22 protein-coding genes are annotated in these 22,515 nt (G+C 68.2%); 12 read left to right on the plus strand and 10 right to left on the minus strand.

Annotated features, from left to right (window positions below):
- Window positions 1–18: 18 nt before the first annotated feature.
- From BDW27_RS07115 to BDW27_RS28000, 3 genes are all read right to left on the minus strand, one after another.
- Window positions 19–1,437, minus strand: a complete 1,419-nt coding sequence (locus BDW27_RS07115) for an MFS transporter (RefSeq protein ID WP_199560564.1) — start codon at window positions 1,435–1,437, stop codon at window positions 19–21.
- 95 nt (window positions 1,438–1,532) lie between these two features.
- Window positions 1,533–2,081 carry a TetR/AcrR family transcriptional regulator gene (locus BDW27_RS07120; RefSeq protein ID WP_110048691.1) on the minus strand — a complete coding sequence of 183 codons (549 nt, stop codon included), beginning with the start codon at window positions 2,079–2,081 and terminating at the stop codon, window positions 1,533–1,535.
- 70 nt (window positions 2,082–2,151) lie between these two features.
- Window positions 2,152–2,274 carry a hypothetical protein gene (locus BDW27_RS28000; protein ID WP_255421462.1) on the minus strand — a complete coding sequence of 41 codons (123 nt, stop codon included), beginning with the start codon at window positions 2,272–2,274 and terminating at the stop codon, window positions 2,152–2,154.
- 248 nt (window positions 2,275–2,522) lie between these two features.
- Here BDW27_RS28000 and BDW27_RS07125 point away from each other — a divergent pair, with 248 nt between their 5' ends.
- The 7 genes from BDW27_RS07125 to BDW27_RS27425 all read left to right on the plus strand — a co-directional run bounded on the left by BDW27_RS07125 (window position 2,523) and on the right by BDW27_RS27425 (window position 9,775).
- On the plus strand, window positions 2,523–3,077 hold the full coding sequence (locus BDW27_RS07125) for a TetR/AcrR family transcriptional regulator (RefSeq protein WP_110048692.1): 555 nt from the start codon (window positions 2,523–2,525) through the stop codon (window positions 3,075–3,077).
- Window positions 3,078–3,236: 159 nt separating this feature from the next.
- A complete protein-coding gene (locus tag BDW27_RS07130; RefSeq protein WP_110048693.1) occupies window positions 3,237–5,471 on the plus strand; it encodes a GMC oxidoreductase in 2,235 nt (744 codons plus the stop codon).
- Between the two features lie 118 nt (window positions 5,472–5,589).
- Entirely contained in the window at window positions 5,590–6,555 is a 966-nt protein-coding gene (locus tag BDW27_RS07135) for an NAD-dependent epimerase/dehydratase family protein (protein WP_199560565.1), read from the plus strand.
- 131 nt (window positions 6,556–6,686) lie between these two features.
- Complete coding sequence (locus tag BDW27_RS07140) at window positions 6,687–7,292, plus strand: ABC transporter permease (RefSeq protein WP_110048695.1); 606 nt, start codon at window positions 6,687–6,689, stop codon at window positions 7,290–7,292.
- Window positions 7,293–7,549: 257 nt separating this feature from the next.
- The gene (locus BDW27_RS07145; RefSeq protein ID WP_110048696.1) at window positions 7,550–8,107 is read left to right on the plus strand and encodes a TetR/AcrR family transcriptional regulator; all 558 of its coding nucleotides are present in this window, start codon (window positions 7,550–7,552) and stop codon (window positions 8,105–8,107) included.
- A 454-nt stretch (window positions 8,108–8,561) separates the two neighbouring features.
- The gene (locus BDW27_RS27420) at window positions 8,562–9,311 is read left to right on the plus strand and encodes a cytochrome P450 (RefSeq protein ID WP_199560567.1); all 750 of its coding nucleotides are present in this window, start codon (window positions 8,562–8,564) and stop codon (window positions 9,309–9,311) included.
- Window positions 9,308–9,775: a cytochrome P450 gene (locus tag BDW27_RS27425; protein ID WP_199560568.1), complete on the plus strand. Its 468-nt coding sequence runs from the start codon at window positions 9,308–9,310 to the stop codon at window positions 9,773–9,775. The genes BDW27_RS27420 and BDW27_RS27425 overlap by 4 nt, the downstream gene beginning before the upstream one ends.
- A gap of 346 nt (window positions 9,776–10,121) precedes the next feature.
- Here the strand turns inward: BDW27_RS27425 and BDW27_RS07155 are convergent, their stop codons facing one another.
- Entirely contained in the window at window positions 10,122–10,367 is a 246-nt protein-coding gene (locus BDW27_RS07155; RefSeq protein ID WP_110048697.1) for a PLD nuclease N-terminal domain-containing protein, read from the minus strand.
- A gap of 344 nt (window positions 10,368–10,711) precedes the next feature.
- Between BDW27_RS07155 and BDW27_RS07160 the strand changes: the two genes are divergently transcribed.
- From BDW27_RS07160 to BDW27_RS07180, 5 genes are all read left to right on the plus strand, one after another.
- Window positions 10,712–11,737 (plus strand): NAD(P)-dependent alcohol dehydrogenase, encoded by a 1,026-nt coding sequence (locus tag BDW27_RS07160; protein WP_110048698.1) that lies wholly within the window; start codon window positions 10,712–10,714, stop codon window positions 11,735–11,737.
- Entirely contained in the window at window positions 11,734–12,990 is a 1,257-nt protein-coding gene (locus tag BDW27_RS07165) for an NADH:flavin oxidoreductase/NADH oxidase family protein (RefSeq protein ID WP_110048699.1), read from the plus strand. The genes BDW27_RS07160 and BDW27_RS07165 overlap by 4 nt, the downstream gene beginning before the upstream one ends.
- 494 nt (window positions 12,991–13,484) lie before the next feature.
- Window positions 13,485–13,766, plus strand: coding sequence for a hypothetical protein (locus tag BDW27_RS07170; protein WP_233515661.1), 282 nt, complete (start codon window positions 13,485–13,487; stop codon window positions 13,764–13,766).
- A complete protein-coding gene (locus BDW27_RS07175; RefSeq protein ID WP_110048701.1) occupies window positions 13,759–14,811 on the plus strand; it encodes a polyprenyl synthetase family protein in 1,053 nt (350 codons plus the stop codon). The genes BDW27_RS07170 and BDW27_RS07175 overlap by 8 nt, the downstream gene beginning before the upstream one ends.
- A gap of 13 nt (window positions 14,812–14,824) precedes the next feature.
- Window positions 14,825–15,988 (plus strand): oxygenase MpaB family protein, encoded by a 1,164-nt coding sequence (locus tag BDW27_RS07180; protein ID WP_110048702.1) that lies wholly within the window; start codon window positions 14,825–14,827, stop codon window positions 15,986–15,988.
- A gap of 24 nt (window positions 15,989–16,012) precedes the next feature.
- Here BDW27_RS07180 and BDW27_RS07185 read toward each other — a convergent pair whose 3' ends face one another.
- The 6 genes from BDW27_RS07185 to BDW27_RS07210 all read right to left on the minus strand — a co-directional run bounded on the left by BDW27_RS07185 (window position 16,013) and on the right by BDW27_RS07210 (window position 22,277).
- The gene (locus BDW27_RS07185; RefSeq protein WP_110048703.1) at window positions 16,013–16,714 is read right to left on the minus strand and encodes an AAA family ATPase; all 702 of its coding nucleotides are present in this window, start codon (window positions 16,712–16,714) and stop codon (window positions 16,013–16,015) included.
- An 859-nt stretch (window positions 16,715–17,573) separates the two neighbouring features.
- On the minus strand, window positions 17,574–18,371 hold the full coding sequence (locus BDW27_RS07190; protein ID WP_110048704.1) for an SDR family NAD(P)-dependent oxidoreductase: 798 nt from the start codon (window positions 18,369–18,371) through the stop codon (window positions 17,574–17,576).
- Between the two features lie 41 nt (window positions 18,372–18,412).
- Entirely contained in the window at window positions 18,413–19,303 is an 891-nt protein-coding gene (locus BDW27_RS07195; RefSeq protein WP_199560569.1) for an amidohydrolase, read from the minus strand.
- The gene (locus BDW27_RS07200) at window positions 19,290–19,847 is read right to left on the minus strand and encodes a carboxymuconolactone decarboxylase family protein (protein ID WP_199560570.1); all 558 of its coding nucleotides are present in this window, start codon (window positions 19,845–19,847) and stop codon (window positions 19,290–19,292) included. Before BDW27_RS07200 ends, BDW27_RS07195 begins: the two co-directional genes overlap by 14 nt.
- Before the next feature lie 37 nt (window positions 19,848–19,884).
- Window positions 19,885–20,718: an alpha/beta fold hydrolase gene (locus tag BDW27_RS07205; RefSeq protein ID WP_199560571.1), complete on the minus strand. Its 834-nt coding sequence runs from the start codon at window positions 20,716–20,718 to the stop codon at window positions 19,885–19,887.
- Window positions 20,719–20,852: 134 nt separating this feature from the next.
- Window positions 20,853–22,277: a DASS family sodium-coupled anion symporter gene (locus BDW27_RS07210; RefSeq protein ID WP_158543567.1), complete on the minus strand. Its 1,425-nt coding sequence runs from the start codon at window positions 22,275–22,277 to the stop codon at window positions 20,853–20,855.
- Window positions 22,278–22,515 lie beyond the last annotated feature (238 nt).

Here is a 22,515-nt window from a genome sequence, read left to right on the forward strand (position 1 = left end):
CGGAGGTCCTGTCGGAGGTCAGAGCCGTGGGGAGGCGGCCCGAGGGCGGTCCCTCCCCGCAGCGGATACGTATGAGAGGGCGAGCGCCACGAGGACGAGCGCGCACTGGCCCAGGAAGACGGTCGTGAACGCGATGTCCCCGCTCTCCCCCGCGGCTCCGATGGCGATCCCGGCCAGGGCCGCGAGCCCGATCGCGCCACCCAACTGCTGTGCCGTGGTGACCAGCGCGCTGAGCAGGCCTCCTTCGCCTGCTCCGCTGTCGCGCACCGCCATCGTGACGGCGTTGACGGAACCGAGTCCGAGACCCGCGCCGATCAGTGAGAACGCGCCCAGGAGGTTCGGGGAGAAGCCGGTGGTGGTCGGGTTCACGACCAGCCACAGCAGACCGAGAAGCAGCAGGACCAGGGCTGCTCGCAGTGCTCGGGCGGGCCCGACCCGCCTGGCCGCCCAGGGGGCCAGGCCACTGCCGACGATCATCATGAGGGCGATGGGGGCCTGGGTCAGGCCGGTCGACAACGCGCTCATTCCGAGCACGTCCTGCTGGTACAGGGGCAGGAAGAAGAGCAGGCTCGCCAGGGTGGCGCCGATCAGCGCCAGCACCGCGCTCGCGGTCACCACCGGCTTCTTGTGGAAGACGTCGAGCGGCACGAGGGGGTGCGCGGAGCGCCATTCGACCAGGACGAACACGACCAGGGAGGCAGGGCCGATCGTGAGGCTGATCAGTGTGCTCGGCGCGCCCCATCCGGCCTCCGAGGCGGTGATCATGCCGAGTGCGAGGGCGCAGATGCCAAGGGTGATCGTCACGGCGCCCGGAACGTCGAACCGTCCGGGCTGGCACGGTGCCGGTGGGACCGAACACCACACCACGATCGCACTGACGACGCCGAAGGCCAGTGGGGCCCAGAACACCGACTGCCACCCCAGAGCGTCGGTCAGCGAGCCGCCGAAGAACACCCCGAGCAGGCTGCCGATGCCCGAGATGACGCCCCAGAGGCCCATCGCACGGGCGCGTTCGGCAGCGGAGGTGTAGAGGGAGAGCATGAGCGCGAACGAGGAGGGCATCAGGGCCGCGGCTCCGATCCCCTGCCCGATCCGCCCGGCGATCAGCATCGGTCCGCTGACGGCGACCGCGCACAGGACCGATGCCGCGAGGTAGAGGGCCATGGCGGCGAGGAACACCCTGCGGGCCCCGAGCACGTCGGCGAGACGGCCACCGAGTAACAGCAGGCCCGCCAGGGCGACCAGATAGCTGCTCGCGACCATGGAGAGTTCGGCAGCCGAGAGCCCCAGCCCCTGGCGGATCGCCGGGCCGGCGAGGTTGACCATCGCGGTGCCGAGAACGACCAGGAACATGGAGGTCGCCAGCCCGGCCATCGCCACACCGCGCGGAACCCGTAAGCGGCGGAGTGGTGGGGTGCGGGCGGTGTCGTTGCTCATCTCGCCGTTCCTTGTTCGGAGTGGAGGGCTTACGGGACCGATAGACAGTGAGTCGTCACTATCAAAAGGCTAAAAAAACACGGATCCGACCGAGGTCAGGAGCCGGACGCCAGAAACCGCTCGACCCACGGGTCGCCTCCGGCCCTGCCCGGCAGATTCATGGAGGCCGCGACCAAGTACAGCATCCCCGCGGCGAAGAAGTCGTGCGCCAGGTCGGAGCCCACCCCGGGGAGGGCCTCGGCTCGCTCGAACACATCCTGCGTCCACCCGTGCATCAGGTCACGGATGTCGGGGTCTTCGCAGGCCGCGTAGCCCTGAAGCAGGATGAGCATCACCTCACGGCTCTCCATGAGGGCACCCCAGCCGTCCGCCATCGCCCACAGCTGGTCGTTGTCGGCTTCCTCGCCGCGAACGAGCATCTCCTGTTCGATCGTCGCGAACGTGCGTTCCAGCACCGCGATGAAGAGCCCCTTCTTGGTGGAGAAGACTCGGAAGAGGTTCGGGTGAGGGAACTTGACGTCCTTGGCGATGGCCACGGTCGAGCCACCATGGAATCCCTTGTGGCTGAACTCCGTCAGCGCCGCGGCGAGGACCTGCTCGCGACGCCGCTCGATGCTGACTCGTGGTCTCCGCCCTGTCGTCATGTTTGATAGTAAACAGTCACTACGAGATTGCTGTCAACTCGCACCCACCCCGAGAGGCGGGGGGTCGAAGTCAGCGTTCGCGCACCAGGGACTGAGCTGGAGCGAGCCGGGCGGCGGCCGCGACGCCGAAGCCTCCCCCGTGCCGGACCACCAGGTGCGCCATCAAACCCTCGCTGAAGAAAAAGTGACGCACGTCACTGCATTTCCTTTGGATGCGCTCCAGCCGTAACTGGAGAGCACGAATCCGCAGTTCACGGCTGCGACCCGAACTCCGGACAGCACACCCGCACCAAGAAGGACACCCCCCTTGCTGGCGCCGCAAGTCGATGTCTGCCCCACAAACACCCAGGTCAGCGATACGCAGACACCCGAGGGGGTCCAGGTGTGCGACTCGGGGCGCGGGCTTGACTCGCACTTTGTAGTGACTGTTAACTATCAAACATGACGACAGAGCGAGAGGCGCAGGGCCAGGGCGCGCCGCGCCGGGAGCAGATCCTCACCGGGGCACTGGCGGAGTTCAGCCACAAGGGATTCCATGGCGGCTCGACCGTGACCATCGCCGAGAAGGCGGGCAGTTCGCATCCAGGCCTCTTCCGAACCTTTCCCACCAAGAAGAGGCTCTTCCTCGCGACACTGGAGCAGGTGTTCACCACGATCGAGCGGGAGTTGGCCGTCGCGAACCAGGCGACGGAGGGCGACCGGCTCCACGCCACGGTGATGGCCTGGAGGTCCCTGATGGAAAAGCGCGAACTGATGCTCCTCCTGATTCAGGGGTACGCCGCCTGCGAGGACTCCGAGATCCAGGATCGGATGTACAGGTGGACGCGGGAGACCTTCGAGCACATGGAGGCCCTGTCGAAAGCGGACGCCGGGCCGGACAACCCCCGCTTCGCCACGGCCCTGCTGTACACGGTGGCCTCCTGCATGGACCTGTCGGCCCGTACCGAGGGCGAGGCATGGGCGGGACGACTTCTGGCCTCCAATGCCGACCCCTGAAAGGTTCCTGACATTTGACCTATTGATAGCGAGCACTCACTATCAGTAGGGGTCGCGAGTCGGGGAACTCCACCACGCGAGCGCCCCGGACCCGCACGCGCATGGCAGCTGACCGATGCGGAGGGAGGACGGCTCGGTCGTGTCGTACACCGTCCCCCGATGACACACAACTTGGAGAAGAAGCTCATGACCAGTCAATACGACGCTGACGCGATCGTCGTCGGCAGCGGCTTCGGTGGTGCGGTGGCCGCGGCCCGCCTCGCGCAGGCGGGGCTCTCCGTCATCGTCCTCGAACGCGGCCGACGGTGGGGGCTCGGAGAGTTCCCCCGCGCGTCCAAACTGGACGACGGCTGGCTGTGGGAGCTCGACCGGGGGCTCTACGACATCCGCTGGCTCGACAAGATGGCCAGTGTTCAGGCCGCCGGCTGGGGCGGCGGGTCACTCGTGTACGCGAACGTCTTCGCCCGCCCGTTCGAGGAGACGCTGGACCACCGGTGGCCGGACCACCTGCGCCGCAAGGAGCTGGACCCGTACTACGACCTGGCCGCGCACATGATGGGGGTCGGGCCGGTGGGCGACGACCCCCGCACCGGACGGACCCCTCCCCGCACCCAGCTCCTGGAACAGCTCCTGGAGGGCTCGGACAAGGCCGAGGCCACCGTGCGGCCCAACCTGGCGGTGACCTTCGGCGACCCCGACACCTGGCGAACCAACGTCCACGGCGCCCAGCGTCGCGGCTGCGCGTTCGTCGGGGAGTGCGTCATCGGCTGCAACCACGGGGCCAAGAACACCCTGGACCACACCTACCTCACCGCCGCCGAGAACGCCGGAGCGCGGGCCGTCACCGACGCCCAGGTCGACCGCGTCGAACCGCGGGACGACGGCTACACGGTGTTCACCTCGACCCCCTCCGATCCCGACGCACCGCGACGCGAGTGGTCCGCCCCCAGGGTCGTGCTCGCCGCCGGCGCGGTGGCCACCAACGAGCTCCTGCTGCGCTCCCGTGACATCCACGGCACCCTGCCCCGCCTCTCCCGCCGCCTCGGCCACGGGTTCTCGGGCAACGGCGACTTCCTCACCCTGGCCGAGCTCCGCGGCGACCGCGAGGACATGACGACCGGGCCCACCATCACCACCAACACGGTGCTCGACGTTCCCGAAGGGCGGCGCCCCGTCTGGTACCAGGTCCAGGACGGCGCCTTCCCGCCGCCCCTGAACGACCTGCTCGACAGCCTCCTCCCGGCCCGGAAGGCACGCGCCTGGTGGCGCCGCAAGGTGCGCGGCACCAACCCGCGCCAGACCTTCGCCGTCCTCGCGATGGGCAAGGACTCCGGCAAGGGGAGGCTACGACTGGACGCCGGGGGTGACGCCACGCTGGCCTGGGACAACCGGTGGCAGGCGGCCCTGTACCGGTCCCAGGTACGCGTGGGTCCCGCGGTCGCCAAGCTCCTGGACGCGCGCCTGTACAACCCCTTCACCTGGTCCGTCCTGCGCCGCACCATCACCGTCCACCCGTTGGGCGGGGTACGCCCCGGCACCGATCCGGCCACCTCGGTCGCTGACGAGGCCGGAGAGGTGCACGGCTACCCGGGTCTGTTCGTCATGGACGGTTCCGTACTGCCCGCCGCCACCGGTGTGAACCCCTCCGCCACGATCCTCGCCACCGCGGAACGCGCGGTCGAGACCGTCATCCGCCGCTCCGGAAGGCCCGACTGGCGTGCACCCGAGTGGGACTCGGTGGTTCCCGCCGACGTCCCCGAGGACGCCGCCTTCTCCTCCCAGGCCCGGCTCCGCGCCGCAACCAAGGGCGACGGCCTCGTCTTCACCGAACGCATGACCACGGGTCGAGGCAGGCGCCCCAGGGTCGTCCTGACCCTGAAGGCGGAGATCCCCGGAATGGACCTCTTCCTCGCCGACCAGGAGCACACGGTGCCGATGCGGGGCTCGATCGACGTCGAGGACCTCGCCACGGGCGTGCCCATCTCGGGAACGCTGTCCCTGTTTCCGCGAAGGGGGCACGAGGCGATGTCCTACGCGCTGCGCTTCCACGACGACGAGGGCGAACCGTGGCTGCTCAGCGGAGCCAAGACCGTGCGCTCGCGCAACCCGGTGCATCTCCTGACCGGGCTGACCAACCTGCGCACCCAGATCACGCCCATCAACGCGGACACGAACGAGAGCCGACGCTTCGTGCTCACCATCGGCACCGCCGACCTGGTCCGGCTGGGCACGTCGATCTCCGGGCGGGGCTTCACCCTCTCCCGGCGCCTGCGCGCGTCGGCACGGTTCGCGTCCTTCTTCGCGGTTTCCGCCCTGCGACGACGGAGCCCGGACCCGACAGTCGGTCCACGCACCACCACCGGTCCCGGGAAGGGGGCGTCCTCACGCCGGTAGTCCCCGCAACGACGGCTCCGACCGCGACCCGACGCGGTCAGGCCCCGCAAGTCCCCCATCACCAGAAGTCCTATCCAGTATGAGAGCGCCGCTCTCCTTTCCCGCAGGGAGACATCCTGTGTCCGTACACCTGATCGTCGGCGCCGGCATGGTCGGCTCGACCACCGCGCGCAAGCTCGCTGACCTCGGCGAACACGTCAGGCTCGTCAGCCGCTCGGGCCGTGGGCCCGTCCACGAGCAGATCGAGCTGATCTCGGCCGACGCCAACGACGCCGACCGCCTCAGCGAGCTCGCGCACGGGGCGGCGGCGATCCACAACTGCCTCAATCCCGCCTACCACCGCTGGCTCACCGACTGGCCGCCGATGAGTGCCGCGCTGCTCACCGCCGCCGAGCGCTCCGAAGCACCCCTGGTGATCGCCGGTTGCCTCTACGGGTACGGCGAGGTCACCGGCCCCATGACCGAGGACACCCCGCTCTCCGCCACCGAGCCCAAGCTGAAGGTGCGTGCCGACATGTGGCGCGAAGCCCTCGCCGCGCAGCAGGCGGGGCGGATCCGCGCCGTCACCGAGGTGCGCGCCAGCGACTACATCCAGGCCGGATCACTCCTCAGCCTCTTCCTGGCGAAGCCGCTGCTGTCCGGCAGCCGCGCCCTGGTCCCCGCCCCGCTCGACGTCCCACACACCTGGACCTCGATCAACGACGTGGCGACAATGCTGATCACCGCCGCCACCGAAGAGCGAGCGTGGAACCGCGCCTGGCACGTGCCCAGCGCGGACCCGTTGACGGTCCGCCAACTCGCCGCCCGATTCAGCGAGGCGAACGGAGCGCCCGCTGCGAGGATCGGCAAGTTCCCCGACTGGATGTTCAAGGTCAGCGGTCACTTCGTCCCGATGGTGCGCGAGTTCCAGACCACGGCCTACCAGTTCTCGGCGCCGTTCGTCATGGACTCCTCAAAGGCCTCCACCACCTTCGGCCTGCGCCCGCAGCCGATCGGCGAGGCCCTGCGCGAGGCGGCCGAACTGAGTGGCGGCGTCCCGGACAAGGCCTCCGGGCCCTCCGGTACTCGCCGGGCCGCTTCCTGACCGGCCCCGTGTCCTGTGGCACCCGGCACTCGGTGCCACAGGCGGTGGACCGGCATCCCGGTCCCTCCCTGTTCCAGGCTTCGCCAACCATGACTCGTGCGCGCACACGAGACCCCGACCGGAGGCTCACCATGTCAACCACACCTTCCGTCGCCGTAGACGACACCACGAGCGGCCCTCGGCCCGGCACGATCGACAGCCGGTTCGCCTACCTGGCCTTCGCCTTCGCCTTCGTGTTCGGACACGGCGCCTTCGCCGTCTCCGGAGGCGCCGACCCCCTGCTGGACCTGCCCATCTGGGTGCCCCTGACCCTCCTGGCCTGCGGCATCATTCCCGGTGTGGCCTCCTCCCTGATGGCCGCCAAGCGCGCCCAGAAGGGCGCCGGACCGGCCGAGGTCCTTTCCGAGAAGCTCCTCGGCAACGCCTGGGCGACCGTCTTCGTCGCCCTCACGCTGGGCATCACCGGACTGACCACCACCTTCGACATCCCCTCCGAAGCCCAGGACGTCCTGTGGCCCACCGGTGCGGTGTTCGTCGTCGGCCTGATCAACATCGCCGAAGGCGCCGCCCGCCGCAACGTGCTCCACTACAGCCTGGGGACCGCTCTGGCACTCATCGCCACCGCGGCGCTCCTGTTCTCCCCGCCCGGCCCGTTCTGGGTCCTCTCTCTCGCGGGGAGCACCGCCTACCTTCTGGCAGCCTTCTTCGAAGGCCGCCGCATCGCCGCCCTGGGCTGAACTCCCCCACTCCGTCCAGCGGGAGGAGCGCCATGGTGCGCAGGGCAGTGAACGCGGTGGTTGCCTCGAACCACCGCGTTCACCCCGCGAAGACGCCGCTCTGGAGGCCGCGGTCGGCTGCCTCTGGTCTGGCGACGTCGCCCGGGAGCCGGTGATGCGAGGCTCGGTTATCGTGGGTGCGCGGATCCGCCCTGGGAAGCACCCGTGGTCGTGTCCTGTTTCGCCCCTCCGGATTTGCTGAGTGTAGACTATCAAGCATGACGGAAATTCGGAGGGAACGAAGGCCGCGCGTCAGTATCGAGCTGCGTCGTGAGCAGATTCTCGCTGCGGCTTTGAAGGAGTTCAGTCACAAAGGACTGCACGGCGGATCGACGGTGACTATTGCCAAGGAAGTGGAGATTTCCCACCCCAATCTTTTTCGTGTCTTCTCCACCAAGAAGGAACTCTTCATGGCGGTTCTGAGGCAGACCTTCGAGCAAGTCGAAAAAGACATGCTCATTCCGGGGGAAAAGGCCGAAGACAATCCGCTTCAGACAATGGCCGACGCCTGGGGCGTGCTCATGGAGCACCGCGAGCTGATGCTCATCCTCCTTCAGGGATATGCGGCTGGCAACGACCCCGACATTCGCGACCTCATGCAGGAGTGGACGCAGGACGTGTTCGAGCGATTCGAGGCGATCCCCGGAGTCGGCACGAACCTGGCGCACGACTTCTTCGCCGCGGGCATGTTGTACATGGTGGCGGCCTCCATGAACTTGCCCTCTCGTGCGGAAGAGGATGCATGGGCGGACCGTTTTCTGGCCTCGGGTTCCTGACGGCCCGCCTCCCAAGGGGGGCGGGAACGCGAATGGATCGTCCTTCCGTCGTTCGCGACAGCGGGCGAACGGGCACCTGAGGCTGGTACGGGCATGGCACGAGGACTGTTGTTTCGTTCAGCTTGCCACTTTGCGCAATCCGATATGACGAAGTCCTTTCCTTCTCCCCCAGGGCCGTGATAAGTCTCTGAGTGCGCGAATTCCGACAGGGCCGCAGTGGCAGACCCTGACCGATCGCCAGACGGGGTGAGTTCCGTTTCGGAACTGAGGACTCCGACTTCCAGACCAATCGGAAGCCCCTTCCAGGCTTGGATAGTGAATACTCACCACCAAAATGCAGTGAGTATTCACTATCCCCCCTGGCGGCGACCTCCTCACTGGAGTCGATAGCACGCTCGCACGGAGATGCCGCGCGGAACACTCAGAAACGCAACGACGCAAGGAGATCCCGACCATGACCGCGGAGCAGTCTTCTGCCTTTCCCTGGGGGCGCACCTGCCCCTTCGCTCCCCACGACGCACACGTCGAACTTCGCGAGACGGACTCGGTCCGTGAGGTGACGCTGCCGTCCGGACGGCGTCGAGCCTGGGCGGTGTCCCGCCACGAGGACATTCGCGCACTGTTGGGCGACTCCCGTGTGAGCTCCGACCGAAACAACCCCCGCTTCCCCTTGCTGGGCCCGAACGAGGAGGCGGGCTCGGCCGACGGCGTCCTTCCACCGATGCTCGTCAACATGGACGGGCCCGAACACCGCGAGGCACGTCGCGCGCTCATCGGAGAGTTCACCGCCAAGCGGGCGAGCCAGCTCAAGCCCCGTGTCCAGGAGATCGTGGACGAGCACGTCGACGTGATGCTCGCGGGGCCCAAGCCCGTGGACCTGGTTCGGGCCCTGTCCCTGCCCGTGCCGTCTCTGGTCATCTGTGAACTGCTCGGTCTGCCCTACGAGGATCACGCGTTCTTCCAAGGGCTCTCCAGCACGATGGTGGCGCACGACACCAAACCCGACGAACTCAACGAGGCGCTGTACACGCTGGCCACTTACCTGGGCGAACTCATTCGAGTCAAGACGGAGAACCCGGGCGACGACCTGTTGGGCCGCCAGATCGAACGCCAGCTCCGGGACAACGGCGAGGTCGACCACAACGAACTCCTGGGGCTCCGTTCCTCCTGCTCATCGCGGGCCACGAGACCACGGCCAACATGATCTCGCTGTCCGTCCTCCACCTCAGTCAGCGCCCGGAGCTTCGCGAGACGCTTCGCCAGGACCCGAGCAGGACCCCGCTCGCCGTCGAGGAACTCCTGCGGTACCTCACGATCGCCGAACACACACTCGTCCGGCTGGCCACCGCGGACATCGAACTGGGCGACAGGATCATCAGAGCCGGGGAGGGCATCGTGGCCCTGGCCCACGCGGGCAACCGCGACCCACGCGCCTTCCGGGACCCCGACGCGTTCGACACGGGCAGGAACGCGCGCAACCACCTGTCGTTCGGCCACGGGCCGCACCAGTGCCTCGGTCAGCACCTGGCCCGTACAGAGCTCCAGGTCGTCCTGGACACGATCGTGCGCAGACTTCCCGACATCCGCCCCGCCGTTCCCGTCGAGGAGCTGGAGTTCAAGGACGACGCTCTCGTCTACGGCGTCCGCGAGCTCCCGGTCACCTGGTAGGGCGCCCGCCTCGACGACGCGCACGCTCCCGAAGGGGAAGGAGCAGGGCGCGAGAACTCCCTGTGCGACACGAGGCGCCGTTCGTGTGGGCCCCTGCACTGGCCTCATCGAAGATGACCGGGGCAACTGTGTGGTCCACCCCGACGGACCCAGTGTCCACTGCGCGCGGCCCGTCCAGCATGAGCCCGCGCGGGTGGCAGGTCCCCCCAGGCGCGGATCGGGATGGAGGCGAAGACCTCGGCGCAGGAAGCGTCGAGGCCCTCGCGGAGTACGTTCACGGCGGCCACGTCCACGCGACCATGGCGGTGGAACCAAGCCGAGAAATCCGGGACTCAGAGAAGTACCACTAGCCGCCGATCTGGTGGGCGGGCGCGCGCTTGCGTCCGACGAAGAACCACAGAAGGGCCCCGATCAGGGGCGCGGCGAAGACGAAGACGATCCAGACGATCTTCATCGGCACGTCCAACCGAGAGAACAGAACAGAGAACACGGCGGCGATGAAGAGCACGAAGGCAGCCAGTGTCAGCACCAGCCCCACGGTGAGCACTCCGATGTCCACCGGGGTCAAGTCGGCCAGCGTCCACATGGTCATGTCAATCCCTTTCGGATCTCCAGGGGGAACCGAGTCCTCCCTGGTAATGAACTTTCACGCCAGGACTGACCATCAAGGATCGATAGTGAGTGATCACTATCTAATGGCCAGCAACCAGACCACACCCAGCCCAGGGACCTGAGAGCGACAACCGGCCGCCCCCACTTCACTGACGGGGAGGGCGGGTGAGCCCATCGAGGCGGCCACTGGTGACGGCATGCCCGCGGTGGTGCTCGAAGCCGACTCGTGGCCCCTACCTGTCGTCCGTTTGATAGTAAACAGTCACTACGAAAGGGTTGTCAAACCATGAATCCCACACGTACTCAAGACTCGGGGGCCGCCTGATGACCGCTACTTCGGTGCCGAGCGTCCAGCGGCCGATCGTCCACACCCGATACGGCGCCGTGCGCGACGTGCTCGAACTGTCCGAGGGCATGCCCGTGCGCGCTCCAGGCCAGCGGGAAGTGCAGGTGTGCGTGCGGGCGTCGTCGATCAACCCCATCGACTGGCAGATGATCGAGGGAAACCGGCGCCTGATCAGCCGTCGCCGATTCCCCTTCACACCGCTGTTCGATCTCGCGGGGGTCGTCACCGCGGTCGGCGACGGCGTCACTTCGTTCAGAGTCGGCGACCGGGTGCACGCCGACAACGAGACCGGCGGGGGTGGCGGGGCCGAGTACGTCAATGTGCGCGAAGGGCTGCTCGCCCCGGTTCCGGCAGGTGTGGGTTTCGCGGAGGCCGCAGCGATACCCCTGGCAGCGCAGACGGCGCTGACCTGCCTCGACAGCGCTCAGGTCACCGCGGGGACCCGGGTCGCGGTGATCGGGGCGTCCGGAGGAGTGGGCCACTGCGTGGTCCAGCTGGCACACTCCGTCGGCGCCTTCGTCGTCGGCGCCACCAGCACTCGCAACCTCGGGTTCGTCCACATGCTGGGCGCGGACGAGGTCATCGACAGAACCACCACCGACCTGGTCTCGCGATTCGGCCCGGCCTCGTTCGATGTCGTGATCGACACCGCCGGAGGCATCGAGCAGTGGGTGCGGGCACGGCACGTCCTTCGACCGGGAGGACGGTTCGTCACGATCGCCCGCGACGAGGACGGCGCCGTCACCCCCGCCTCCGCGACGCGGCTGCTCGCGACGATCTCGGCCCGCCGGATCCGGGGCACGGGCACTCGAGGCGTGAAGTACGTACCGGTCTTCCTCAAGGCCTCCGGACCGCTGCTGCGGCGCGTCGACGCGTTCGTCGAAAGCGGCGATGCCAGGGTCCACATCGCCCGTACCTTCCCGCTGACGGTCGAGGGAGTGAACGCGGCGATCGACGAGAGCCGTCTGGGGCTCAGTGTCGGGAAGCTGGTGCTCACGCGATGACGAGTACGCCACGCTCCCGCGAGTCGGCCGCGGTTCCCGCGCTCGCCTCGCCACTCCGACTCCCCCGTGGGATCACCGTCGCGAACCGCCTGGTCAAGGCAGCGATGGAGGAACAGCTCGCAGGCCCCGGCGGTCATCCGAGTGAACGGTTCGTCACGCTCTACCGCACCTGGGACCGTGGTGGCGCGGGCATGATCCTGACCGGCCACGTCATGGTCGATCGGTCCGCCGTCGCGCAGCCGGCCGACGTCGTCCTGGACGGAGCCAGCAACCTGGCACCCTTCCGGGCCTGGGCGAGGGCGGTGCCGAACAGTTCGCTGTGGATGCAGATCAACCACCCGGGTCGTGTGGTCCAGCGCGACACCGGATCGAGAGCGCTCGCTCCCTCGGCGGTCCCGGTGAGGATCGGCTCGCTGTCCAGGCTCTTCGCCACCCCGGTACCGATGACCGAGTACGACATCCACGAAACCATCGAACGGTTCGCCACCACGGCGGGGCTGGCGGAGGAGGCCGGTTTCGCGGGTGTGGAGATCCACGCCGCGCACGGCTACCTGCTCGCTCAGTTCCTCTCCCCGCTCGTGAACAGGCGCGACGACCGGTGGGGAGGCTCCCTGCGCGGTCGCGCCCGGCTGCTCCTCGAAGTCCTGGCCGCCGTCCGCGCGCGCGTGTCCGCGGGTTTCGGCATAGCCGTCAAACTCAACTCGGCGGACTTCCAGCGCGGAGGCTTCGAGCCCGACGACGCGCGTCAGGTCATCGACTGGCTCAGTGACGGCGTCGACTTCGTCGAACTCTCAGGAGGGGGCGTCGAATCACTCGCGACCGCTGGTCACCCCGCGGACGGTCGCACCCTCGAACGGGAGGCCTACTTCCTGGAACTGGCCGGAGAACTCGTCGAGCACGCGCCGGTCCCCCTCATGCTCACCGGTGGCATCCGGCGGGGGCGGGTCGCGCAGGACGTGCTCGCCCGCGGGTTCTCGCTCGTGGGTGTGGCGACCGCGCTGGCCCAACAGCCCGACGCCCCTCAGCGGTGGCTCGCGGGCCAGGACGCCGAAGTCGAGCCGCCGTGCACGCTGGCTCGCTCCAAGTCCCTTCGCGCCGCGGCCGTACAAGCCAGCGTCACCGCGCGCCTGCACAACCTGGGCCACGGCAGACCGAACCGCCCCGTCCCCCCGCTCGCCTCACTCGTCGTGGACCAGTACCGGCGCTCACGCGCGATCCGTCGCCACCGGCGAGCGCGGCCGCCCTGGTCCTGAAGCGGCCTGGGGTTCCCGGAGAGTCGAGAGGCGGTGAGCCTCGAACTGGCTGTGGCCGCCTACCGCTGCGCGGTGGAACAACGCCGTGGAACAGGTGTCGCCGTCAACTCGATGCCCGCGTGTGCCCACCTCGCCTGCACCACCTTCACCGCCGCAGCCAACGCCAACGTCGCCGCCCCCGCGTGCGCAGGTCACGCGACCGCACCGGCAGCGACCCACGAGAGCCGTTCGGATTCCGGAGGTGACCCGACTTCTCCACTCCCAAAACCCCTTTAGTGAGGATTGTCCCCTTCTTTCACGCTCGGGAATATCTACCAAAAACACCAAAACGGACCAGGTTGCAGCATCGCATTGACAAAAGAGGCAATTACCCAAGATGCTTGATATGCAAGGACGCTGAACGGATATGAGAATGGTCGTGCCGAATACTTCCGGGAGCTTTTGTCCGTTCTTCCGCCGCGGTCCTTCTCATGTCGACTGAAAGCAGGGATGCTGTGGCGCACACCGGTGACGGTGCGAGGGCCGACCACGTGGGCGAACCGGTACTGATCGCGGCCGGGGTGGCCGACCTGGCGTTCAGCGGTATCGGGGCGGCTCTGAAGAAGGCGAGGGCGCTGCTGGTCCGGTCGGACCTGGTGGAGCTGTCTCAGGACGGCCGGGAGGAACTGCGGCAGCGGGGTCGGCTCGCATTGCAACGGTACGTCCCCGCGTCCGAGTCCCATGTGGAGCTGCTTGCCCGGCGGGCCGCGTCCCGGCCCGGGCAGAGCGATGTCTGAGATCAGGGAGCACTCGCTGCTCCGCACCCGGGTGGACGCGGCGTTGCAGGAGTTCGCGCGGCAGGAGACGGATCGGCTCCTCGCCATCGACGCCGACCTGTTGCCGGTGACCGAGCAGTTGGCCGTGGCGGTCGCCAGCGGCAAGCGTCTGCGCGCCGCGTTCTGCTACTGGGGATGGCGCGCGGCCGGGCAACCGGACAGCGATGCTCTGGTCAGGGCCGCCACAGCGATGGAGTTGGTGCACGCCGCCGCCGTCATCCACGACGACCTCATCGACGAGAGCCCGATGCGCCACGGCGTGCCGAGCTCACATGTGGCGCTGCGCGCCGCGTTCACCGGTCGGGCTCGACCCCACGCAGGGGGCCGAGCTCTGGCCCTGCTGACCGGGGACCTGCTGATGTCGTGGGCCGCCCAACTGTTCCTCAACTGCGGCCTGCCCGCGGCCTATCTGTCCCGCGCTCGCGAGCTGTGGGCGGTCATGACCCGGGAACTGATCGCCGGGGAGTGCCTGGAGATCCTCCGTACCGGTTCCCCGCCCGACACGGGCAGGTCGCTGCAGGTGATCCGCTACAAGACCGCCAAGTACACGGTCGAGCACCCCCTGCGCATCGGCGGGGCGTTGGCCGGAGCACCGGGCACGCTGATGGAGGCCTTCACCTCCTACGGACTTCCCCTCGGCGAGGCGTTCCAGCTGCGTGACGACCTGCTGGGGCTCTTCGGAGATCCGGAACTCACGGGAAAGTCGAACCTGGACGATGTCCGGGGCAACCGGCCGACCGTCCTGCTCGCCGAGACCTGGTCGGCCGCCACCGCGGCCGAACGACGGGAGCTGCGCGGACTGCTCGGCAGACGGGGCCTGGACGGCGAGGGCCTGTCGCGAGTGCGAGCGATCGCGCGACGCACCGGGGCCCTCGACCGTGTCGAGGAGATGATCGTCCAGCGCGTCCGGGCCGCGACCGCTGTACTCGCCCACGCGGACCTCCCGGACGAAGCCGCCTCCGCCCTGTCCCACATGGTGGTCTCCGTCGCGTCCCGCCGTTACTGACCGAAGGAATGCCATGACCTACACACCACAGTCCATGGACGCGCTGAGGCTCCTGGGCGACGAACTCGCCGACGCGACGGTGTGGGAACTGTTCGAACGCGGAGAGGTCGGCAAGTTCAACACCCTGATGCGCTACTTCTCCACCGCCGGTCAGGACCTGCCCGACGGACTGCCGGACGTCGCCCGTGAGTACCTGCACGCCACCTCCGCACCGCCGACCTGGATCGACTGGGGTGAGATGGAGAAGGCACGGTCGTTCTTCATTGACAACAACGTGCACATATCCACTGCCCTGGCCTTCTCAGCGATGCCCGCCTGCTACGTCATCCCGCACGTGGCCAAGCTGCTCAGCGCCACCCATGCCCTGGAGTACCCCTCACGGCGCATGGCAGAGACCGGGCAGTTCACCGTCTACCTGATGCGGCCCGACGCCTTCGAGGCGGGGAGCCGGTTCGTCCCCGCCGTCCAGAAGGTACGGCTGCTGCACGCCTCCATCCGCTACCACATGCGCCGTGAGGGCCGTTGGGACGTGGCCGCGCTCGGCACGCCGATCTGCCAGGAGGACATGATCGGCGGCCAGATGATGTTCTCCCTCCAGGTGCTGGACGCGCTACACCGCCTGGGCATCCATATGTCGGTCGACGGCGCGGAGTCCTACTTCTACGTCTGGCGCGTCGTCGGCGAGATGCTCGGGATCAGCCCCGCCCACGCCCCCGCCGATCTGGAGGAGGCCCGAGAGTTCTCCGACCTGTACATGACCAGGTACATGGGCCCCTCCGAGGAAGGGGCGCGGCTGACCCGCCAGCTCATCGATCTCTATGAGGAGGTGGTCCCGGGAACCCTCCTCGATCCCGTGGTCGCCGCTCTCATCCGTTACCTCATCGGCGACACCTGCGCCGACTGGCTCCAGGTCCCGCGCACCGGCTGGGACACGGCCGTCAAGCTCTCCCCCGCCCTGCTCGGCATCTTCGAGCGCATCGAGGACCGCTCTCCGCTGGGAGAGTGGGCCCTGGACCGGCTCGGCCACCTCACCACCCACCTCGAACTCAGCTCCCTCACCCGTGGCCGGGTCATGCAGTACGCCATCCCCGAGCAGCTCAAGGACGAGTTCGGTGTCACTTCCCGGACCGATCGGACCGACCGCTGGAGCCCACCTCCCCTGACGCCGCGCGCCTGAGTGACGGCACGGCCCCGGGCCCGATCAGATGTGGATCACGGCTTCTCCGCCACCGCCGCTCACCCTCAGCTCCCTCACCCCCGCCAACGGCACCGTGCTGGCCGACGGACCGAATCGGATCCAGGCCAACTCCCGCGCCCGGCGCCGGTCGAGTGCGAGCAGACTGCGCGCGCCCGGCGCGAACGCCGTCGGCCCGTTCCTGGTGGCCGCGCGCAGTCGCCGCCAGCGCCGAGAATGCATCCGGTGGCTGCGCTCGGTCACCCGGCGCCCCCGGGCGTTCTGCCCGCTCCGGGCCTCCTGCGGGGTGGCGTCGATCATGAGCACATGCATCTCGTACCGGCGGAGTCGGCAGAGCAGGGCGAGCAGCAAGCGGACCGGGCGCCGGGTCCCGCACTCGTGCACCACCACCGGGCCGCCGCGCAGCGCCGCGGCCACCTGGACCAGATGTAAAACGTGCACCACCCAGCGCCACAGTGGGTAGGGGACCCTGCCGAGCAGCGGTCGCAGCTGGTACCGCGACTGTAGCGAGTCGATCACCCGTACACCGTCCGCGGTGAGCACGGTCCGTTCCTCGTCCCCGCGCAGACCGAACAACCGCCGCAGCAGGGTGCTCTTCCCGGCCCCGGGCACCCCGGCGACCAGAACCAGGGACCGCCGAGGGTAGACGGCCCCGCGCACCATCGCGTCATTCACCGTGGGCACGTACCGCACCCGACCCTGGAACATCTTCGGTAGCTCCTCAAAGCCGACCTTCGCGCCGGTGGGGCGCCGCTCTACAGTGGCCGCGTCACCTGCATCATGGTGCTGCCGCGCATCGACGCCGTCGACGAGTACCGCGCGTTCCCGCACACCCCGGGTAACGGCCAGTGCCTCTACCACGACTGGGTGCACAGGCCGTGTGTTGGTGGGTGCGGGCGACTCGGACCTGGATCTGCTCGAAGACCCGGTGGCCGGTGCCCTCGCGCTGCCAGAGGCGGAACAGGGCGCTCGAACGCCCTTCGAAGCCCCGACTCCGGCACCGCCCACTGAGCGTCTGTCAGAACTCCGAGCCACGAGACATGATCATCGCATGACCCTGATCCACTCTCGAAACGCTCCCTGGCACGCCGCGTGAGAGGTGAGTGATCGTCGATGACCGCCCCGAGAATCCAACTCCCGTCAGAGCCTTGGGGTACGACGGTGGTCGATGGTCGACCTTGGTCGCCCTCCGTGTCGGAGGGTGGTTGCATGCTCCGCGGTCCGGGGCCGGGACGTCAGCAGGGGGCACAACGCGGCACAGAAGGACACCCTGTTGTGGATGGTCCGGGACGGAACGGAGTGACACGGGGGCATCGGAGCGCCACTTCCCCTCCGACAGCCGCAGGTGCGCATCGCGCCGGGCGCACCACAGAACCCCAGGTCATAGCCTCATGTGATCAGGGGCCGAGCAGGGGCCTGCTGGGTTGTCGTGGTCAACCCACTGGTTTCCTTGGGGTGCGTCGGAAGGCATGAGCGGCCCGGGCAGGGCCCGCTCGGCATCGCGTCAGGCACACGCGCCAACCTGACCGGGCAGACCCTGCTCCGCTCCCGCTCCCTGAGGAGGTGCCTAGTCGCACCGCGCGGTCATGCCGCCGTCCACCACGATCTCGGTGCCGGTCACGAACCGGGCCTCGTCCGAGGCCAGGTACAGGGCGGCGTACGCCGTGTCCCGACCATCTCCCATGAACCCCAGCGGGATGCGCGACTGGCGCTGCTCAAGCAGCTTCTCCACGTCCCCACCCGTGCGCTGGCCCGCGAGACGCGCCTCGACCATGGGTGTGTGCAGCTGCCCCGGGACCACGGTGTTGACCCGGACCCCCTGCGGCCCGTACTGAGCGGCGGAAACCTTGGAGAACTGGATCACGCCCGCCTTCGTCGACGCGTAGGCGACCTGTGGGGAACCCGTGAAACGCATGCCGGAGGTGGAGGCGATGTTGATGATCGACCCCGCTCCCTGGCGCAGCATGTGCGGGAGCACTTCGTGGCACGTGCGGTAGACGCTCGAGAGGTTGAGGTCGATCTGGCGTTGCCAGTCCTCCTCGCTCAGCTCGGCAGCACCACCGTGGCGCGAGCCTCCGACGACGTTGACGAGGACGTCGACGCGTCCTTCCCGCTCCACAGTGGCCTCCACGAGTCGGCGCACCGAAGCCGCGTCCGTCACGTCACAGGTGTCGGGGGTCACGACCCCGCCCTCGCCTCGGATGAGCTCCACCGTCGGTTCGAGAGCCCCGACGCTGATGTCGGCGGCCGTGACCCGGGCGCCCTCCCTGGCGAAGATCGCCGCACAGGCCCTTCCGTTGCCCCAACCGGGGGCGACGCTCCCGGCACCGACGACGAGTGCCACCTTGTCCTGTAGCCGAGCCATGGCCCTTGTCTCCTGTTCTCTGTCCGGGTGGTGGAAGACCGTCACGCGGTCGTGGGCTCGAAACCGAAGAGGATCTCCGGATTCCTGACGAGCAGGCGGAACCGCTCCTCGTGGGTGGGAGCGATGGTCGCGATTCCCTGGACGAGGTCGCGGTCCCAGGGCATGAATCCATGGGTGTTCGGGTGCGGGAAGTCGGTCCCCCACACGCAGCGGTCCGGGTGTCGTTCGGCGAGCCGGCGCGCGAAGGCCAGACCGTCCGCCATCGAGGGGGTGCGACGCGAGATCCGGTCCGCACCGCTGAGCTTGACCCAGGTCCCGCCTCGTTCGAGGAGCTGGTCGAGCAGGAAGACGCGCGGGTCCTCGTTCTCCGGGGTGGGGTCGACGCGTCCCATGTGGTCGATGACGACGGGGATGTCGATGTCGTCCACGACCTCTGCGAACTCCGCCAGCCCGTCCTCCATCACGTGGACCTCCAGGTGCCAACCGTGGGGGCCGATCAGGTCCACCAGGGCCCTGATCCGGTCTTGGGAGGGTGACTTTCCGAGATGGGGCGCGAAGTGGATGCGGGCTCCGCGGAAACCGGCGGCGTCGAGTCTCCCCACCTCCGTCACGGACGTGGTGGGGTCCAGGAGTGCGACAGCCCGGTAGGCGCCCTCACCGCGTTCGAGTGCGTCGAGCAGTACCGAGTGGTCGTTGCCGTGGGTGGCGGACTGGACCAGGACGGAGCGTTCGAATCCCATCGTCGCGTGGAGTTCGCGCAGCAGTTCCAAGGGCGCGTCCTGCGGGGTGAAGGTGCGTTCCGGAGCGAAGGGAAAGACGCGGTGGGGTCCGAAGACGTGGACGTGCGCGTCGCAACTGCCCGGGGGAAGGGAGATCCCCGGGTTCCGGAACTCTCGGTGCGGTCCGGGCGTGGTCACCTCAAGATCGTGCACGGTCGGACACCTCTTCGGGAGCGGTGGTCACGGCGTCTCTGTCCTGCGGGTGGACGTCCAGGGCCACCAGGAAACGGCTCACCATGTTGTAGGCGGCGACGGTCGCGGTGATCTCGGCGACCTGTTGGTCGGTGAACTCCGCCGCCAAGGCGGCGAACGTCGGTTCCTCGACCGTGACGTGCCGCGTCATCTCGTCGGTGTAGCGCAGGATCACGTCGTAGACGGGGTTGCCCGTCCGCGCGGAGTCGGACGCGACGACCTCCAACACGTCCTCCGTGAGGCCGGCGCGTCTGCCGACATCGACGTGCGCGTGCCATTCGTAGGCGGCCCCGTTCACGTGACCGACGCGAAGGATGATGAGTTCCCGCAGGTCGTCGCCGAGAGTGAACCGGCTGCGGACGGCGCCCAGCAGGGCGTTCCATCCCCGGGCCAGGGGGTCGTTGTGCAGAAGCAGCAGATCGAGCGGGGTCAGCGTGCCGCCACGGCGGGCACGCATCTCAGTCTCGGCAGGCCCCGTGGGGGATCCGTACGCGATGCGTGGCATGGAAGCTCCAGTGTCTGTGGTGTGCGAGCGGGGGCCGTCAGGACTGACGGGGCGGAACCGAGGCCGCGAACCGGATGATCGCGTCCGCGCACTCCGCGGGACGCTCGGGGAGCAGGGCGTGGCCCGCGCCCTGGATGACCTCCTCGGTCACGCGGTCCGCGCCGAGCAGCGGCAGGTAGAGGTTGGGGATGACGACGGCGTCGTGTTCGGCCTGGAGGTCGAGGATGGGAACGCCTCCCGCGGGGAAGTACTCATCGACCGGCGTGTTCTCGCGCGCGTGGGCCTGCATCAGGTGTGTGGGCCAGCTCCATCCCTCGAGCCAGACCCGGGGGTCGTGGCCGGGGGCGAAGAAGGCCGCCCGCAGGCACCGGACGCGCTCCTCCTCGCTGAGCTCGGGGTTGCCCGCGCCGTCGATCTCCTCGCGGAGTCGGCCGTAGGGGCGCTCGGTGAGCGTGGGCGGAACCTTGCCGGCCGACGCCGCGGCAAGGACCAGGCCCCTGACGAGTTCCGGACGGGAGTGGGCGAGCATGCGGGCGGGCTGGCTGCCGAAGGCGTGGCCAACGACGATCGCGTCGCGCACGCCCGCTTCCTCGACGGCGGCGGCCACGTCGGACGCCAGGTCGTGCAGGGTCAGGTTCTCCGTGGGGCCCTGGCTCTGACCGAAGCCGCGGGGCTGGGGCCGCACCACCAGGTGTCCGGCCTGTTCGATCAGGCGGGCGACCTCGTCGAAGTCGGCCGCTCCGCGCCCCAGCGACGGAAGGAGGACCACGGGGTCCCCCGAGCCCTGGACGAAGACCTCGACGGTGACATCGCCACGCCTGACGATCAGCTGCCGCACGGCTTCCTGCTGGCGAGTACCTGCTGGATCCACGTTCAACCCCTCTTTCTGTACGCATTACGTACTTTTGTACGTCTTATGAACATCAGTCTGTTGCGAAAGCTCGTGTGAGTCAAGGAGGCGCTCGCCCGACCGCGGACGCGGTTCCGCCCGCGGCGCCGCGTGGCCTAACCGAACGTGAAGACGAACGGCGCCCAGGCGTACATCGCCAGGACGATGAGCGCTGAGCCCAGCATGGTGACGGCGAACCCCGCCTTGATCATGTCGCCGATGGTGATGAGCCCGGTGCCGTAGATCACGCTGTTCGGTGGGGTCGCGGCCGGAAGCATGAACGCGCAGTTCACGGCGAGGGTGGCGGCGAGCATGACGAAGAGCGGATCGTGCCCGAGAGCAATGGCCACGGTGCCCATGAGCGGCACGAAGAGGATGGCTGTGGCCCCGGTGGAGGTGAACTCGGTCAGCATCGCGAGGGAGACGACCATGATGATCAGGAAGACGACCCCGGGCACGCCCTGAAGCCCGATGAACCGGTCGCCCACCCACTGGGAGAGCCCGGAGGAGTCCACCGCGCCGGCCAGGGCGAATCCACCGCCGAGAAGCAGCAGCACTCCCCAGGGAACCTTCTTGGTGTCGCTCCACTCAAGGAGGCGAGGGGACTCGGCGCTACGGGAGGGCAGCAGGAACAGGAGGACCGCACCGACCACGGCGATCATGCCGTCGGTGATCTCGGGCACGAACGGTGCCACGAGCCAGGTCCGGGTGAACCACAGCAGCGAGACGGTCAGCCCGACGGCGGTGACGAGCTTCTCCTCGAACGACATGCGTCCCAGCGCACGGTGCTCGTCATCGATGATCGCCCGACCCCCGGGGATGGTCCTCATCCGCATTCTGAACCGGATCTTCACCAGGTAGAGCCAGAAGCACAGGAGGAAGACGGTCGCGAACGGCACGGCGAAGGCCGCGAACTGCGCGAAGGAGATCTCGACGCCGAGCGACTCGTTGGCGTGGGAGATGAAGAAGGGGATGCTGGTCCCGCCCAGGACGGTGCTCATCCCGAAGATGGTGGCCGAGTATCCGACGCCGAAGATGAGTGCCTTCTCGAAACGACGCGAGTCAGCCGCGTGGGAGTCGCCCTTCTCCGCGTCCTTCACGCTCGTGATGATGGCCAGGGCGATCGGAAGCATCATCATCGTGGCCGCCGTGTTGGTCACGAAGAAGGAGAGAATCGAGGTCGCGATCATGAATCCGAGGATCAGGCGAGGTGCCGAGTTCCCGAGGAGTCTGATGATGCCGATCGCCATCCGCCTGTGCAGGCCCCATTTCTCCAGGGCGCCAGCCAGAAGGAACCCGCCCATGAACAGGAAGATGATGTTGTTGCTGTAGGCCGAGAAGACACTTCCGGAATCGACCACCCCGGTCAGGGGCAGGACGATGATGGGAAGCAGGGCGGTGGCGGGCAGGGGAATGCACTCACTCACCCACCACAGGGCCATCCAGGCGACGACTCCCAGGACGATCGAACCCTCGGCCGACAGACCCGCGGGTTGGTAGACGAAGGCGAAGAGAGCGAAGGCGAGAGGGCCGAGTGCCATGCACAGACGCCTGAGCGCGACACCGCCTCCGGGGGTCCTCTTCCTGCTTCCGTCACCTCTCGCTACCTGCTTTTCCTCCCCAGGGACGCGAGAGGGCTCCGAGGCGCGTCCGGGCCTGATGATCCTTCCGATAATCCCCTTGGTCCGATCATGCTCAGACCATAGGAAATTGGACACTGCTGCCATCATTTCTTCCTAACCCCCTGGATGATTCGAACACAGGGACGTCGGCGTGCCG

The sequence above is a fragment of the Nocardiopsis sp. L17-MgMaSL7 genome (genome assembly GCF_003182025.1).
GTDB classification, from domain to species: domain Bacteria; phylum Actinomycetota; class Actinomycetes; order Streptosporangiales; family Streptosporangiaceae; genus Nocardiopsis; species Nocardiopsis prasina.